Origin of the sequence: Nocardioides sp. SYSU D00065, assembly GCF_017916425.1 — a bacterium.
Lineage (GTDB): Bacteria > Actinomycetota > Actinomycetes > Propionibacteriales > Nocardioidaceae > Nocardioides.
On sequence record NZ_JAFMSX010000001.1, the window covers coordinates 1,411,930 to 1,427,074 of the forward strand.

The 15,145-nt window shown below is 72.5% G+C and carries 16 protein-coding genes; 8 read left to right on the forward strand and 8 right to left on the reverse strand.

Annotated elements, in window-relative coordinates:
* Window positions 1-5 precede the first annotated feature (5 nt).
* Window positions 6-1,289 carry an adenylosuccinate synthase gene (locus J3P41_RS06725; protein ID WP_210649420.1) on the reverse strand — a complete coding sequence of 428 codons (1,284 nt, stop codon included), beginning with the start codon at window positions 1,287-1,289 and terminating at the stop codon, window positions 6-8.
* A gap of 166 nt (window positions 1,290-1,455) precedes the next feature.
* On the opposite strand from J3P41_RS06725, the gene J3P41_RS06730 reads away from it, so the two are divergent.
* Window positions 1,456-2,367, forward strand: a complete 912-nt coding sequence (locus J3P41_RS06730; RefSeq protein ID WP_307861855.1) for a diacylglycerol kinase family protein — start codon at window positions 1,456-1,458, stop codon at window positions 2,365-2,367.
* A 40-nt stretch (window positions 2,368-2,407) separates the two neighbouring features.
* On the opposite strand, the gene J3P41_RS06735 is transcribed toward J3P41_RS06730, so the two are convergent.
* Entirely contained in the window at window positions 2,408-3,394 is a 987-nt protein-coding gene (locus J3P41_RS06735; RefSeq protein ID WP_210649421.1) for a DNA-binding response regulator, read from the reverse strand.
* A 181-nt stretch (window positions 3,395-3,575) separates the two neighbouring features.
* On the opposite strand from J3P41_RS06735, the gene lysS reads away from it, so the two are divergent.
* The gene (gene lysS / locus J3P41_RS06740) at window positions 3,576-5,279 is read left to right on the forward strand and encodes a lysine--tRNA ligase (protein ID WP_210649422.1); all 1,704 of its coding nucleotides are present in this window, start codon (window positions 3,576-3,578) and stop codon (window positions 5,277-5,279) included.
* 9 nt (window positions 5,280-5,288) lie between these two features.
* Here lysS and J3P41_RS06745 read toward each other — a convergent pair whose 3' ends face one another.
* Window positions 5,289-5,753 carry a thioesterase family protein gene (locus tag J3P41_RS06745; protein ID WP_210649423.1) on the reverse strand — a complete coding sequence of 155 codons (465 nt, stop codon included), beginning with the start codon at window positions 5,751-5,753 and terminating at the stop codon, window positions 5,289-5,291.
* Between the two features lie 37 nt (window positions 5,754-5,790).
* Here J3P41_RS06745 and J3P41_RS06750 point away from each other — a divergent pair, with 37 nt between their 5' ends.
* The 4 genes from J3P41_RS06750 to mctP all read left to right on the forward strand — a co-directional run bounded on the left by J3P41_RS06750 (window position 5,791) and on the right by mctP (window position 8,784).
* Window positions 5,791-6,210 carry a DUF3151 domain-containing protein gene (locus J3P41_RS06750; RefSeq protein WP_210649424.1) on the forward strand — a complete coding sequence of 140 codons (420 nt, stop codon included), beginning with the start codon at window positions 5,791-5,793 and terminating at the stop codon, window positions 6,208-6,210.
* Window positions 6,211-6,243: 33 nt separating this feature from the next.
* Window positions 6,244-6,576, forward strand: coding sequence for a hypothetical protein (locus tag J3P41_RS06755; protein ID WP_210649425.1), 333 nt, complete (start codon window positions 6,244-6,246; stop codon window positions 6,574-6,576).
* Between the two features lie 169 nt (window positions 6,577-6,745).
* A complete protein-coding gene (locus J3P41_RS06760) occupies window positions 6,746-7,027 on the forward strand; it encodes a DUF3311 domain-containing protein (RefSeq protein ID WP_246861473.1) in 282 nt (93 codons plus the stop codon).
* A complete protein-coding gene (gene mctP, locus J3P41_RS06765; protein ID WP_246861474.1) occupies window positions 7,024-8,784 on the forward strand; it encodes a monocarboxylate uptake permease MctP in 1,761 nt (586 codons plus the stop codon). Before J3P41_RS06760 ends, mctP begins: the two co-directional genes overlap by 4 nt.
* A gap of 611 nt (window positions 8,785-9,395) precedes the next feature.
* On the opposite strand, the gene fbaA is transcribed toward mctP, so the two are convergent.
* Window positions 9,396-10,430: a class II fructose-bisphosphate aldolase gene (gene fbaA / locus J3P41_RS06770; protein WP_210649426.1), complete on the reverse strand. Its 1,035-nt coding sequence runs from the start codon at window positions 10,428-10,430 to the stop codon at window positions 9,396-9,398.
* A gap of 107 nt (window positions 10,431-10,537) precedes the next feature.
* Between fbaA and J3P41_RS06775 the strand changes: the two genes are divergently transcribed.
* On the forward strand, window positions 10,538-11,287 hold the full coding sequence (locus J3P41_RS06775) for a septum formation family protein (RefSeq protein WP_210649427.1): 750 nt from the start codon (window positions 10,538-10,540) through the stop codon (window positions 11,285-11,287).
* Here J3P41_RS06775 and J3P41_RS06780 read toward each other — a convergent pair.
* From J3P41_RS06780 to J3P41_RS06795, 4 genes are read right to left on the reverse strand one after another with little or no spacing between them, the layout of a single operon-like run.
* On the reverse strand, window positions 11,284-11,940 hold the full coding sequence (locus J3P41_RS06780) for a TrmH family RNA methyltransferase (protein WP_210649786.1): 657 nt from the start codon (window positions 11,938-11,940) through the stop codon (window positions 11,284-11,286). The two genes, J3P41_RS06775 and J3P41_RS06780, sit on opposite strands and share 4 nt — an antisense overlap.
* 49 nt (window positions 11,941-11,989) lie before the next feature.
* Complete coding sequence (locus tag J3P41_RS06785) at window positions 11,990-12,655, reverse strand: DedA family protein (protein WP_307861856.1); 666 nt, start codon at window positions 12,653-12,655, stop codon at window positions 11,990-11,992.
* A gap of 30 nt (window positions 12,656-12,685) precedes the next feature.
* A complete protein-coding gene (pyrE, locus tag J3P41_RS06790) occupies window positions 12,686-13,219 on the reverse strand; it encodes an orotate phosphoribosyltransferase (protein ID WP_210649428.1) in 534 nt (177 codons plus the stop codon).
* A 35-nt stretch (window positions 13,220-13,254) separates the two neighbouring features.
* Window positions 13,255-13,932 (reverse strand): class E sortase, encoded by a 678-nt coding sequence (locus tag J3P41_RS06795; protein WP_210649429.1) that lies wholly within the window; start codon window positions 13,930-13,932, stop codon window positions 13,255-13,257.
* 31 nt (window positions 13,933-13,963) lie between these two features.
* Between J3P41_RS06795 and J3P41_RS06800 the strand changes: the two genes are divergently transcribed.
* Window positions 13,964-15,136, forward strand: a complete 1,173-nt coding sequence (locus J3P41_RS06800; protein ID WP_210649430.1) for a pyridoxal phosphate-dependent aminotransferase — start codon at window positions 13,964-13,966, stop codon at window positions 15,134-15,136.
* Window positions 15,137-15,145: the final 9 nt, after the last annotated feature.

Genomic DNA, 15,145 nt, shown 5'->3' on the forward strand with positions numbered 1-15,145 from the left:
CTCGGTCAGGGGTGGACGACCAGGGTCTGCTCGCGGCCGGGGCCGACGCCGACGCCCCAGATCGGCGCACCGGACATCTCCTCGAGCGCCCGGACGTAGGCCTGCGCGTTGGCCGGCAGCTCGTCGAAGGTGCGGCAGCCGGAGATGTCGCTCATCCAGCCGTCGAAGTACTCGTAGACGGGGGTGGCGTGGTGGAACTCCGTCTGGGTCATCGGCATCTCCTCGACCCGCTGGCCGTCGACCTCGTAGGCCACGCAGACCGGGATCCGCTCCCATGCCCCCAGGATGTCGAGCTTGGTGAGGAAGAGCTCGGTGAGGCCGTTGACGCGGCTGGCGTAGCGCGCGACGACGGCGTCGTACCACCCGCAGCGCCGCGTGCGGCCGGTGGAGACGCCGATCTCGCCGCCGAGCTGCTGCAGCCGGGCGCCGTCGTCGTCGAAGAGCTCGGTCGGGAAGGGTCCGGCACCGACGCGGGTGGTGTAGGCCTTGATCACGCCGACGACCCGGTCGATGCGGGTGGGGCCGATGCCCGCGCCGACGCAGACGCCGCCGGCGACCGGGTTGCTGCTCGTGACGAACGGGTAGGTGCCGTGGTCGACGTCGAGCATGGTGGCCTGCGCGCCCTCGAACAGCACGGTCCGGCCGGCGTCGAGCGCCTGGTTGAGCAGCAGCGAGGTGTCGCACACCATCGGGCGCAGCCGCTCGGCGTAGGACAGCAGCTCCTCGACCACCGCGTCGACCTCGATCGCGCGGCGGTTGTAGACCTTGGTGAGCAGATGGTTGCGCACGTCGAGGGCCGCCTCGACCTTCTGGCGCAGGATGCCCTCGTCGAACAGGTCGGCGATGCGTACGCCGACGCGGTTGACCTTGTCGGCGTAGGCCGGGCCGATGCCGCGTCCCGTGGTGCCGATCTGGTTCTTGCCGAGGAAGCGCTCGGTGACCTTGTCGATCGTCGCGTGATAGCTGGCGATCACGTGCGCGTTGGCGCTGACCTTGAGGTCGGCCACCTCGACGCCGCGCGCGATGAGCCCGTCGAGCTCATGGAACAGCGCCTCCGGCGAGACCACCACGCCGCCGGCGATCACGGAGGTGGCGCCGGGCGTGAGGATGCCGCTGGGCAGCAGGTGGGTGGCGTACTTCTCGCCGTTGACGACGATGGTGTGGCCGGCGTTGTGGCCACCGCTGGTGCGGACCACGAAGTCGATGGGGTCCGTGGTGGCGAGCAGGTCGGTGGCCTTGCCCTTGCCCTCGTCGCCCCACTGGGCGCCGAGCACGACGATCGCGGGCATCTCAGCCCTCCTAGTCACGGCATAGTCATGGCATCGGGAAACGACACAGCCCCGGCACAAGGCACCGGGGCTCTTGCGGCGCCACGCTACCGCACCCGGCCGACGACGGGCCCGAGCCTCCTGCGGGTGGGACCGGGCCGCAGGGTGGTGGGCTAGTGTCCCGGCCGTGCGCTCGCTCCTCGTGATCACCAACGCCGGGGCCGGCACCTCCGACGAGGTCCGGCTCAACCTGGCGCTCACCGTGCTGCGGGAGAAGGCGTCGGTCGAGGTCGCCCGGACCACCAACCCCGGTGAGCTCGACGGCGTCCTGCACCGTGCCGGCGGGCGCACGATCGTGGTCGCCGGCGGCGACGGGAGCCTGCACGCGGTCGTCACCGCCCTCCACAAGCGCCACGAGCTGGCCGAGGCGACCCTGGGCCTGCTGCCCATGGGCACCGGCAACGACTTCGCGCGCGGCAACGACATCCCCCTGGACATCGAGGACGCCGCCCGGCTCGTCCTCTCCGGACGGCCCCGCCCCGTCGACCTGATCGTGGACGAGACCGGCAACGTGGTCGTCAACAACGTCCACGTGGGCGTCGGCGCGCAGGCCAGCCGGAAGGGTGCGCGCTGGAAGACCCGGCTCGGCGCCGTCGGCGTCGGCGACGTGAACCTGGGCAAGCTCGGCTATCCCATCGGGGCCCTGCTGTCGGCGTTCCACCCGCCGAGCTGGCGGCTGCGCGTCGAGGTGGACGACGTCGTCGTCAACGACGTCGACCGGCCCGTGCTGATGGTGGCCATCGGCAACGGCAGCAGGGTCGGCGGCGGCACCGAGATCAATCCCGAGGCCGACACCCAGGACGGCCTGCTCGACGTGATGATCAGCCGGGCCGTGGCGCCCACCGCCAAGATCGGGTACGTCGCCGGGCTGCGTCGCGGCGAGCACGACGAGCGCGACGACGTCCTGACCCTGCAGGGCCGCTCGGTGAAGGTGAGCGGCGACGAGTTCTGGCTCTCGGCCGACGGCGAGGTCTCGGGTCCCGAGCGCAGCCGCAACTGGCGCCTGGAGTCGGCGGCGTACTCGATGATCCTGCCCTGACCCGGGCCGCGGATCGCAGTCGCAGCCGGCCGTAGCGGCGTCACAGCCAGCCACGTCGCGCCGCCTCCACCCCGGCCTGGAACCGCGTGTCCACGCCGAGGTCCGACATCAGGGCCGCGATGCGGCGGCGCACGGTGCGCAGGCCGATGCCCAGCTTGCGCGCGATCACCTCGTCGGTGACTCCGGCCATCAGCTGCTCGAGCAGGAAGCGCCGCTCGTCGGGCTGTCCCCCCGACTCGAGCTCGGGCACCGGCGCGGCGCGGGACCAGAGCACCTCGAACCACATCGAGAGCGCGGCGACGATGGAGCGCTGGCGCACGTGGACGCGCGGCTCGTCGGCGAAGCCCAGCGGCTCCGGCAGCACGGCGTGGGCGTCGCCGAAGATGAACATCCGCGTCGGCACCTCCGACATCACGCGCACCTGCTCGCCGAGGTGGGCGCGGGTGCGCAGCGCGTCGGGCGCCTCGGCCAGGGCGCGCACCGGGTAGATGGCCCGGGAGCGGCGCCCGGTCGCCATCGCCTCGGCCAGCAGCTCACTGACCCGCGACTCGCGCGCCATGGCCCAGGCGTCCGGCCTCAGCCACAGCATGTCGCCGCGACTGCTGCGCAGCATGAGCTGCAGCAGCTCGAGCGGGTCGCCACCGGAGCTCAGCTCGCCGTCGAGGGGGTGGACCTCGCTCAGGTCCCGCTCGTGCGGCCGCGTGCCGGCCGCGACCAGGTGCGGCACCGCGCTGGCCAGCTCGCCCAGCCTGGCCGCCGCCGTCGCCGCCTGGCGCGACTCGCGGAGCACGAGCTCGGACACGACGTCGGCCAGGGGCGGCACGAGCACCCGCTCGTCGTCCAGCACGACCAGTCCGCGCTCCAGCAGGGGGGTCAGCAGTCGCAGCAGCCGGTCGGGGCGCTCCTGCACGAGCCGCGCGACCCCCACGACGGTGTGGCCCGAGACGGGCACCAGACGGAAGTAGAGCTGCTCGCTGTCGCGGCGCAGGCCGAGCGCCGCCAGGACGGAGGCGTGGTCACCGGGCACCGTGGCAGTTTAGTGCCAGCGGCACTTCTGACCCGTGTGGCAGCGAGCGGCCACTTCATACTGGCCCGGGTCCCGCCGCGTACGGGGGTGCACGGCGGACCCTGCTCCCTCGGGGGCATGGCGTCGGAGTCGCTGCGGGGGACGGCTCCGGCGCTCCCCCGGTCACCGATAGCCTGCGGGCATGGCCAGAGGTGGACAGCAGGGCGATCCCGTCGACTGGGTGACGCGGGCGGCGGACGATGCCGTACGCCACGCCGGCGAGGGCAAGCCGGTGACCGTCTCCTCGGGCGCCTCCCCCTCCGGACCGGTCCACCTGGGCAACCTGCGCGAGTTCCTCACCACCCACTTCGTCGCCGACGAGCTGCGTCGCCGTGGCGTGGCGGTGCGCCACCTGCACGTGTGGGACGACTACGACCGCTTCCGCAAGGTGCCCGCCGGGGTGCCGGCCGAGTGGGCGGAGCACATCGGTCGCCCGCTCACCGCGGTGCCGGACCCGTGGGCCTGCCACGACTCCTGGTCGAGCCACTTCAAGGCCCCGCTGCAGCAGGCCCTGGCCGACCTCGGCGTGGAGATGGAGGAGATCTCCCAGACCGAGCTCTACCGCAGCGGCACGTACCGCGACGACGTGCTCGTCGCCGTACGGGCGCGGCACGAGATCGACGCAGTGCTCGCCCGCTACCGCACCAAGAAGCCGGCGGCCCCCGCCGCCGAGGCCGGCAGCGAGCTGGAGTCGCAGGAGGCCGCCGCGCTGGCCGACTCGGTCGCCGCTGACGACGACACCGGCGCCACCGAGCTGGCTCGCTTCCCGTTCAAGCCCTACTGCCGCGACTGCGGACGCGACACCGTCACCATCACGTCGTACGACGACGAGACCACGGACCTGGCCTACACCTGCGAGTGCGGCGGCTCCTTCGTCACCAACCTCGCCACCCAGGACGAGGGCAAGCTCGTGTGGAAGGTCGACTGGCCGATGCGCTGGGCGCACTACCACGTGGACTTCGAGGCGGCCGGCGCCGACCACGCCACCCCCGGCTCGTCCTTCACCGTGGGCCACGAGCTGGTCGAGCGGTTCTTCGACATGCCGCGGCCGGCCTGGTTCGGCTACGGCTTCGTCGGCTTCGCCGGCGTGCAGAAGATGTCGTCCTCCGCCGGGGGCGTCCCCACCGCGAGCGACGCGCTCGAGGTGCTGGAGGCGCCGATCCTGCGCTGGCTCTACGTCCGGCGGGCTCCCAAGCAGACCTTCACGGTCGACTTCGGCCCCGAGGTCGTGCGGCTCTACGACGAGTGGGACGCGCTGGGCCGCAAGGCCGCCGACCCGGCGAAGCGCGACGCCGCGGTGCTGGCCTGGGAGCGCGCCTCCAGCGTCGCCGCCGGCCCCCTGCCGACCTCCCCGGTGGTCGTACCGTTCCGCACGCTCTCCTCGGTCGCCGACGTGACGGCCGGCTCCACCGAGCTCATCAGCTCGGTGATCTCCGACCTCGGCTTCGCGCACGACAGCGTCGAGGACCTGCAGCCGCGCCTGGCACGGGCCACCGCCTGGACGGCCTCGCTGCCCGCCGACCAGCGCACCACGGTCCGGGAGACCCCGGACACCGAGCGTCTGGCCTCCCTCACCGAGGACGAGGCGCGGTGGCTGCGGATCTTCCTGGACCGCCTGCCCGAGGAGGCGGACCTCGACGCGGTCACCGGCGTCGTCTACGGCGTGCCCAAGGTGGCGCGGGGCCTCGGCTTCGACGACGCGCCGACCGACGAGGTGAAGGCGGACCAGAAGGAGTTCTTCCGCCTCCTCTACAACCTGCTGGTCTCCGCCGACCGCGGCCCGCGCCTGCCCACGCTCGTGCTGGCCCTCGGGCCGGCCAAGGTGCGCGAGCTGCTCGGCGCCTGACGCCCAGGCTCAGCGCCGCAGCGCCACCGGGTCCCCGAGGTAGCGCTCGAGGTCGGCGCGCACGGCGTCACTGAGCCGCCAGGCCGTCTGGGCGCGGTGGTCCCACAGGACGTTGACGCACTCCCACACGACCGCCGGGGCGCCGCCGTCCTCGACCCGGATCTCGGCGGCCACCGTGAAGGACGAGCCGCCGATCCGGCTGACCCACAAGGTGGCCAGGAACGGCTGGTAGGGCACGAACCGCATCTCGGCGTGGTACTCGATGGCCTGCGAGGCGACCAGCTCGGACACACCCTCGTCCGCGGCGTGGAGCAGCCCGCTCGCCCCGGCCGGCAGCCACGGCAGCCGGGCGAAGCGCAGGAACTCGTAGCGGGCCTCGTCGAGCACGCGGACCGCCTCGACGTTGTCCACGTGGCCGGCGAGGTTGATGTCGCGGTAGCGCGCCTGGATCTCGGTCGTGAACGTCTCACCCATGGCGGAAGTCTGTCGGACCCGGACTTAGGGTCGTCCCATGACCTCCGCCTTCGGCCGCGACCTGATGGCCGGCCCCCCGCCCACCCACCTGCCCGCCGACCCTGCCGACGCCGAGCTCGCCGGCGGCGACGCCCCGGCTGCCGTCGTACGCCGTCACCCGGCGTCGCCGGCCGCGTGGGCGGCGCTGGCGCAGCAGGCGCAGGAGGCCGGGGCCGACGACGTCACGGTCTACGCCTACGCCCGCGTCGGCTACCACCGCTCGCTGGACATGCTGCGCCGCAACGGCTGGAAGGGCCACGGGCCCGTGCCGTGGGAGCACGAGCCCAACCGTGGCTTCCTGCGCTCGCTCGCCCTGCTGGCCCTCGCCGCCCGGGCGATCGGCGAGACCGAGGAGTGGGAGCGCTGCTCGACGTTCCTGCGCGACTCCAGCCCGAGCGCCGCGGACGCGCTGCTCTGACCCGGCCGGTCCTGGACCTGCCACACTGGCGACATGGGGCGTGACCACACCGACCCGCAGCAGATCCCGGACGACGCGGACGCCCGCGACCTCGCCGCCTACGTCGGTGAGGACATCGGACGCGTCATCATGCTGCGCGTCGCCGCCCTCGCGGCGGTCGTCGCGATCATCGCGGGCCTCATGTCGGAGTCGGCGTCCGAGGGGCTCAAGGGCGCCTGCATCGGTGCGGGCGTCGTCGGCGTCGTGCTGCTGCTCGGCGTGCAGCTGTTCGGCGTGCGGCGCGCCCGGCAGTGGGCGGTCATCCTGCTCGTGACGCTGGCCTGCGCCGGGCTGCTCGCCGCCGTGTTCGCCAGCTGGCGGTCCTGAAAGGATTCCGCCCGCACTCCCGGGGTACACCCGACGTAGCGTCAGCGCCACGACCCGCGGCCCGGCCACCTCGCCGGCTGACCGTTCGGCGCGCCGGCCCGACCGCTGGTCGCGGCGTGGGCCGCACGCATGCCGTGACGGTCGTCACTGCACGAGTAAGGTCGCGCGCATGAGTCTCGGTCACACTCCTCCGCCGCGCCCCGGACCCGAGGTGCCACCCACCGACAAGCGCAAGATGGCGCTCGCCGCCGTCCTGTTGGCCATCCCCGTCGTCGCCCTCCTGTGGGTGCCGTCGTACGCCCGCGTCGAGCCCGAGCTGTGGGGCTTCCCGTTCTTCTTCTGGTACCAGTTCGTCTGGGTCTTCATCTGCTCCAGCCTCACCTACACCGCCTTCCGCCTCACGCTCTCCGCGCGTGGGAAGACCACGCACAAGGCCGGTGAGGACCGATGACCGCGCACCTGAGCCCGCAGCTGACCGTGATGGCGGCCGACACCGACGGGATCAACGGCGTCGCCCTCGCGGTGTTGATCGTGCTGTTCCTGCTCGTCACCGTGGCCGGGTTCATGGCGACCCGGTTCAAGCGCGCCGAGTCGATGGAGTCGCTCGAGGAGTGGGGCCTCGGCGGACGCACGTTCGGCACCTGGATCACGTGGTTCCTGCTCGGCGGCGACCTCTACACGGCGTACACCTTCGTCGCCGTGCCGGCCGCGATGTTCGCCACCGGCGCCGTGGCCGGCTTCTTCGCCGTGCCCTACACGATCGTGCTCTACCCGATCATCTTCGTCTTCATGGCGCGGCTGTGGTCGGTCAGCCACCGCCACGGCTACGTCACCCCGGCCGACTTCGTCCGCGGCAGGTACGACGACCGCGGACTGTCGCTCGCCGTGGCGATCACCGGGTTCGTGGCGACCATGCCCTACATCGCGCTCCAGCTCGTCGGCATCCAGGCGGTGCTGGAGGTGGCCGGGCTCGGTGGTGGCGACAACATCGTCGCCAAGGACGCGCCGCTGTTCATCGCCTTCGCGGTGCTCGCCGCCTACACCTACTCCAGCGGCCTGCGCGCGCCGGCGGTGATCGCCTTCGTCAAGGACATCCTCATCTACATCGTGATCATCGTCGCCGTCATCTACCTGCCCGGGCAGGTCGGTGGGTGGGAGGCGATCTTCGGCGCGGCCGAGGACAAGATGGCCGCGAACAACGCCGCGGCCGCCGAGGCCGGACTTCCGCAGTCGTCCTCGTTCGTGCCCGGCTCCGGCGCCTTCTGGGCGTACGCGACCCTGGCGCTCGGCTCTGCGATGGCGCTGTTCATGTACCCGCACTCGGTCACCGCGTCGCTGTCGTCGAACTCGCGCAACACGATCCGCCGCAACGCCTCGATCCTGCCGGCGTACTCCTTCGTGCTCGGCCTGCTGGCCCTGCTCGGCTGGGTCGCGATCGCGGCGGGCACGCAGCCGATCGGCCTCGACGGCGAGCCCAACGCGCAGCTGGTCATCCCCCAGCTGTTCGAGGACATGTTCCCGTCGTGGTTCGCGGGCGTGGCGTTCGCCGCCATCGCCATCGGCGCGCTCGTGCCGGCCGCGATCATGTCCATCGCCGCGGCCAACACCTTCAGCCGCAACATCTACAAGGAGTGGCTCAAGAAGGACGCGACGCCGGCGCAGGAGGCGAAGGTCTCCAAGCTGATGTCGCTGCTGGTCAAGGCGTTCGCGCTGGTGTTCGTGCTGACGCTGGACAAGCAGAACGCGATCAACTTCCAGCTGCTCGGCGGCATCTGGATCATGCAGACCTTCCCCGCCGTGGTGTTCAGCCTCTTCACCCGCTGGTTCCACCGCTACGGACTGCTGCTGGGCTGGGCGGTCGGCATGGTCTACGGCACCATCGAGGCCTACCAGGTGGTCAACCCGGCGACGGGCAAGCACTTCGGCGGCTCGACGGCCCTGATCCCGGGCATCGGCGAGATGGGCTACATCGCGGTGACCGCGTTCGTGCTCAACGTCGTCGTCGCCGTCGTGGTGACCGCGATCATGCAGGCCATGAAGGTCTCCAACGGCCAGGACGAGACGATCCCGTTCGACTACTTCGCCGACGCGGACGACCCGCGGGTGCAGAAGGACCTCGCCGCGCACGACGCGGAGGACGCGACCGACGCGCGCGCCCCGCACCACGAGGCCGACGGCGACCTGCCGGGCGGCGCGACGTCGCGCTGAGCGCGTACGGCCCTTCCTTTTGGGGCCGAACGAGCGGTGCGTGAGCCACATCTTCCCTGTGGGAGGGGTGGGTCACGCACCGCTCGAGGCGTTCGGGTCGGGACTGGCGATGCCCGGGCCAGCGGTGGCCCAGCCACATCCCGAGGCTCCACAATGTGGCTCACACACCGCCCCACGGCGTACGGCGCACGACCCCCGCACCAGCGGTGGCTCAGCCACATCCGGGGGGTTCAGGATGTGGCTCACACACCGCCCCACGGCGTACGGCGCACGACGCCCGCACCAGCGGTGGCCCAGCCACACCCCGAGGCTCCAGAATGTGGCTCACACACCGCCCCCACGGTCAGCGGGGCACGACCCCCGGGCCAGCGGTGGCCCAGCCACAACCGGAGCCTCCAGGATGTGGCTCACACACCGCCCAGCGGCCAGCGACGCACGACCCCCGCACCAGCGGTGCCCCAGCCACAACCCGAGGCTCCAGGATGTGGCTCACACACCGCCCCACGGCGTACGACGCACGACCCCCGCACCAGCGGTGCCCCAGCCACAACCCGAGCCTCCAGGATGTGGCTCACACACCGCCCAGCGGCGGGCGAGCCGAGCCGGCGAGCTCAGCCCGCCAGCGACGTACCGGCGGAGCGGAGGTTCTGGCACGCCTCGACGATGCGAGCGGCCATCCCGGCCTCGGCCGCCTTGCCCCACGCCCGCGGGTCGTAGAGCTTCTTGTTGCCGACCTCGCCGTCGACCTTCAGCACGCCGTCGTAGTTGGCGAACATGTGGGCCGCGACCGGGCGCGTGAAGGCGTACTGGGTGTCGGTGTCGACGTTCATCTTCACCACGCCGAAGTCGACCGCGTCGCTGATCTCCTGGGCGGTCGAGCCCGAGCCGCCGTGGAAGACGAGGTCGAAGGGACGCGCGTCGGCGCCGAGGCCGAGCTCGGACGCGGCGGCCTCCTGCGCGGTCTTGAGGATCTCGGGGCGCAGCTTGACGTTTCCCGGCTTGTAGACGCCGTGCACGTTGCCGAAGGTGAGGGCGGTCATGTAGCGCCCGCGCTCGCCGGCGCCGAGGGCCTTGACCGTGGCGATCGCGTCCTCGGGGGTCGTGTAGAGCTGGTCGTTGATCTCGTTGGCGACACCGTCCTCCTCGCCGCCGACGACACCCACCTCGATCTCGAGGATGATCTGGGCCGCCGCGCACTTGGCGAGCAGCTCCTCGGCGATCTGCAGGTTCTCCTCCAGCGGCACCGCGGAGCCGTCCCACATGTGCGACTGGAACAGCGGCGCCTCACCCCGCGAGACGCGCTCGGCGGAGATGTCGAGCAGCGGGCGCACGAAGCCGTCGAGCTTGTCCTGGGGGCAGTGGTCGGTGTGCAGCGCGATGTTGACCGGGTAGTTCTTCGCGACCTCGGCGGCGTACGCCGCGAAGGCGACCGAGCCGGTGACCATGTCCTTGACGCTCGGCCCGGAGAGGTACTCCGCGCCGCCGGTGGAGATCTGGATGATGCCGTCGGAGCCGGCATCGGCGAAGCCCTTCAGCGCCGCGTTGAGGGTCTGGGAGGACGACACGTTGATGGCCGGGTAGGCGAAGGACTTCTCCTTCGCGGCGTCCAGCATCTGGGCGTACACCTCGGGGGTGGCGATGGGCATCGGGAGATCTCCTCTGCAGCGGTCCGACAGACGTTGCCACCCTAGTGGCTACGGGTGGGTCCGGGACGGGCTCGCCCTCGTCGAGCCTCGGGCCTAGGTTGGCGACCATGACACGACGACTGGCGCGCTGCGCCGTCCTGGCCGTCCTGGCGGGCCTGCTGGCGACCGCTCCCACGAGCGCCGGCGCCGGGGCGGCCACCGCGTCCGCGGACCCCCTGCTGGGCGCCCCGGCCGTCGGCGCCTGTTTCGACCTGAGCGCCGCAGAGCTCGCCGCCGCGTCCTACACCGACGAGCCGGTGGCCTGCTCGTCCGAGCACACCTCGACCGTCATCGCCGTCGCGGCGCTGCCGGACCGGCTCGACCACGACAGCCGGCGGCTGCCGAGGTTCGCCCTCCGGACCTGCCTGGAGGCCCAGGCCACCGCACTCGGCACCTCGCAGACCCGGATGCGGCTGACGGCGTACGACGTCGGCTACTTCGTCCCGACCCCGGAGCAGCGGCTCGCCGGCGCCCGGTGGCTGCGGTGCGACCTCGTGCTGGGCGCCGCCACGGACCTCCAGCCGCTGCCCCGCCGGTTCGAGGTCGGGACGTACCCGTTCGCCCGGTCGGTGTCGCGCTGCCTGGCCGGACGTGACTTCCACGTCACGGTGTGCTCCGCGGAGCACACGCACCGGGCCACCGGCGCGGTCGCGGTCCGCGCCCCGCGCTACCCGAGCCAGCGCGCCTGGCAGCGCCTCGGCACGGAGCGGTGCCGCTCGGCGACGACCGGCCTGACCTACCGCTTCGGCTGGCCGTCGAAGCTCGCCTGGAAGGCGGGCGAGCGGACGCTGGTCTGCTACACGCAGACGCGCCGCTAGCCGCGCCAGGCGTCGTCGCCGCCGAGGTCGGCGTACGTCCGGACCCAGGTGTGCATGGCGATCGCCGCGGCCGAGCTGGCGTTGATCGAGCGGGTCGAGCCGAACTGGGCGATCGAGAAGGTGCCGTCGCAGACCTCGCGGGCACTCTCGGAGAGCCCGGGGCCCTCCTGGCCGAACAGGAAGCACACCCGGCGCGGCAGCTCCATCGTCTCCAGGTGCAGCGAGCCGGGCAGGTTGTCGATGCCCAGCAGCCGCACGGGGCCGCCGGACTCCGCAGGGATCGCGTGCAGGTACGCCGCCAGCGCCGCCGCGTCGCGGTGGTGGCGCACGTGCTGGTAGCGGTCGGTCACCATCGCGCCGCGTCGGTTCCAGCGACGGTTGCCGACGATGTGGACCTCCGCGGCGAGGAACGCGTTGGCGGTCCGCACGATCGTGCCGATGTTGAAGTCGTGCTGCCAGTTCTCGATGGCGACGTGGAAGTCGTGCCGGCGGGTGTCGAGGTCGGCGACGATCGCCTCCAGCGTCCAGTAGCGGTAGCGGTCGACGACGTTGCGGCGATCGCCCCCGCGCAGCAGCTCGGGGTCCCACTGGTCGCCCTCGGGCCACGGGCCCTTCCACGGACCCACCCCCACCTCCGCCGGCCCGTGCGGCATCGGGTCGTACGGCGCCCGCTCCTCCTGCTCCTCGGCCGGCACGACGGGCTCAGCGGGTCGGCGGGCCGGGTCGGCTGCGCATCGACCTGATGCGCAGCAGCACCCACCACGCCACCGCCAGCACGACGGTGACGATGACGATCTTCTGGAACGTGCCGGCATAGGTCTCGACCAGGTGCCACTGCTCGCCGAGGTGGTAGCCGGCGAGCACGAAGATGGTGTTCCAGATGGCGCTGCCGGCGAGCGTCAGGCCGAGGAACTGCAGCATCGGCATCCGCTCGATCCCGGCGGGCAGGGAGATCAGGCTGCGGAAGATCGGGATCATCCGCCCGAAGAAGACGGCCTTGCGACCGTGCTTGGCGAACCACTCCTCGGTCCGCTCGAGGTCCGAGGTCTTGGTGAGCGGCAGCCGGTCCCAGATCCAGTACATCCGGTCGCGGCCGAAGAGCGCCCCGAGCTGGTAGAGGGCGAACGCGCCCACGACCGAGCCGACGGTCGTCCAGAGCAGCGCCTCGGCCAGGCTGAACGAGCCCCGGCTCGCGGTGAAGCCGGCGAGCGGCAGGATCACCTCGCTCGGCAGCGGCGGGAACAGGTTCTCCAGCGCGATGACGAGGGCGGCACCGACGGGCCCGAGGCGCTCCATCACGTCGACGGCCCACCCCGCTACGCCATCGAGCTCGGCACCGGGCTGGGCGGCGAAGACGCGGAAGAGCACGCAGAGACCCTAGATGACCGGCCCGCGGACTCAGCCGGCGGCGCGTACGGCGTCCAGGTCCGCCCGAGTGAGGACGGAGCGGACGTCGAGGGCGACGTCGGCCAGGGGGTTCTCCCCCACGGGCGAGCGGTCGATCGCGCAGACCACGACCTCCACGATCGCGCCCGCCTCGCGCAGCGCGCGGGTGGCGTCCCGCACGGCGCCGCCGGTGGTCACCACGTCCTCGATCAGCGTGACGCGCCGACCCGCGACGTCCGGGCCCTCGGCGAGCTTGCAGGTGCCGTACTCCTTGGCCTGCTTGCGCACGAACAGCGCCGGCAGGCCGGTCTTCGCCGAGACCATCGTGGCGATCGGGACACCGCCCAGCTCGAGGCCCCCGAGCAGCTCGGCGTCCTCCGGCAGCAGGTCGAGCATCCGGGTCGCGACGCGGTCGAGCAGCGCCGGCTGGGACTCGAAGAGGTACTTGTCGAAGTAGGTGTCGGCGACCTGGCCGGACCGCAGGACGAACTCCCCGGTCAGGCGGCAGGCCGCGTCGATGTCGCGTGCGAGCGTCTCGTCAACCACGACCGCAGCCTAGCGACGGCCCCGACGGGCGTGCGTCAGCGTGTGCGCGGCTCGCGCGAGGACAGGCGCCCGAACGCCACCAGCCGGTCGTCGGTGTGGAACAGCTCCGAGCACGTCGTGAGGGTCAGCAGCCGCTGACCGGGGCGCTGTTCGGGCTGCACGCCGCCGTCGGGGTTCTCCGGCAGCTCGTCGAGCACCCAGCCGGCGGTGAAGGGCACCGTCAGGTCGTCGCCTCCGGTGTCCAGGACGTAGGTGTAGGTCCAGCGCGCGGTCTCGACGACGACCTCGTCCCCCGGCTGCAGCTCCGGCATCGCGCGCAGCGGCTCGCCGTGGGTCACCCGGTGCGCCGCCAGGGCGAAGTTGCCGCGACCGCCCGGCCGCGCCCCATCGGTGAAGCGGCCGAAGCCTGCCGCCAGCACGGCGTCCGAGGTGCCCTCGAGCAGCGGGACCGCGTAGTCCTCGCCGAAGCGCGGGATCCGCACGACCGCCGAGACCCGGCCGTGGTCGGTGTCCACGGCCTGCTCGACCCTCGAGCCGTCCGCCTGCACCCACGCCTGCTCGACCTCGTCCACCAGAGCGCGATGGGTGCGCTGGGCGACGACGTTGGTGCCCCACACCTGCCACACCACGTAGCCCCCGAGCACGAGCCCGGCCACCACCATCAGGGCCCCCACCCGGCCCAGCCAGCGGGTGCGGACGGTCGGCTCGGCCATGCCCGCAGTCTGCCGCACTAGCCTGGCGGGCATGCCGCTGTCCGCCCGCCTGGCCCACCTCCCGCCGACCGTCTTCAGCGAGATGTCGGCGCTCGCGCTGCGCACCGGCGCGCTCAACCTGGGGCAGGGGTTCCCCGACGTCGACGGCCCGCCGTCGGTCGTCGCGGCCGCCCAGGCGGCGCTCGAGGCGGGCGCCAACCAGTACGCCCCCGGCATCGGGGTGCCGGCCCTCCGCTCCGCGATCGCGCGCCACCAGCAACGCCACTACGGCCTCGACCCGGACCCCGACCGCGAGGTCGTGGTGACCACCGGGTGCACCGAGGCCATCGCCGCCGCCCTTCTCGGCCTCGTCGACCCCGGGGACGAGGTGGTCGTGCTCGAGCCCTACTACGACTCCTACGTCGCGATGCTGGACATGTGTGGTGCCAGGCGGCGCCCGGTGACGCTGCGGTCGCCGGACTTCCGGCCCGACCTCGACGAGCTGCGGGCGGCGGTGACCGACCGGACCAAGGCGATCCTGCTCAACACCCCGCACAACCCCACCGGCACGGTGCTCACGCGCGAGGAGCTCCAGGTCGTGGCGGACCTGGCCATCGAGCACGACGTCGTCGTGGTGACCGACGAGGTCTACGAGCACCTCGTCTTCGACGACGCCCGCTCGGCCGAGGGCCACGTGCCGATCGCGACGCTGCCCGGCATGTGGGAGCGCACGCTGACGCTCTCCAGCGCAGGCAAGTCGTACTCCTTCACCGGCTGGAAGGTCGGCTGGGCCACCGGGCCGGCGCCGCTCGTCCAGGCGGTGCTGGCCGCCAAGCAGTGGCTGACGTTCACCTCCGGAGCACCGCTGCAGCCGGCGGTCGCGCACGCGCTCGACCACGAGCCGGACTGGCCGCGGGCGCTGGCGCGGGACCTACAGCAGCGCCGCGACCTGCTGTGCGCCGGGCTGGCCGCGGCCGGGCTGACGCCCCGCGTGCCGGAGGGCACCTACTTCGTCACCACCGACGTCACCCACCTCGGGTGGGCCGACGGTCGCGAGCTCTGCCTGGCGCTGCCCGAGCGCGCCGGGGTCGTCGCCATCCCCACGCAGGGGTTCTACGACGACGCCGACGCAGGTCACCAGCTCGTGCGGTGGGCCTTCTGCAAGCAGCCGGACGTCATCCGCGAGGGCGTACGCCGGCTGGCCGCGGCCGACCTCGCCCGCTGAGTCGCGACC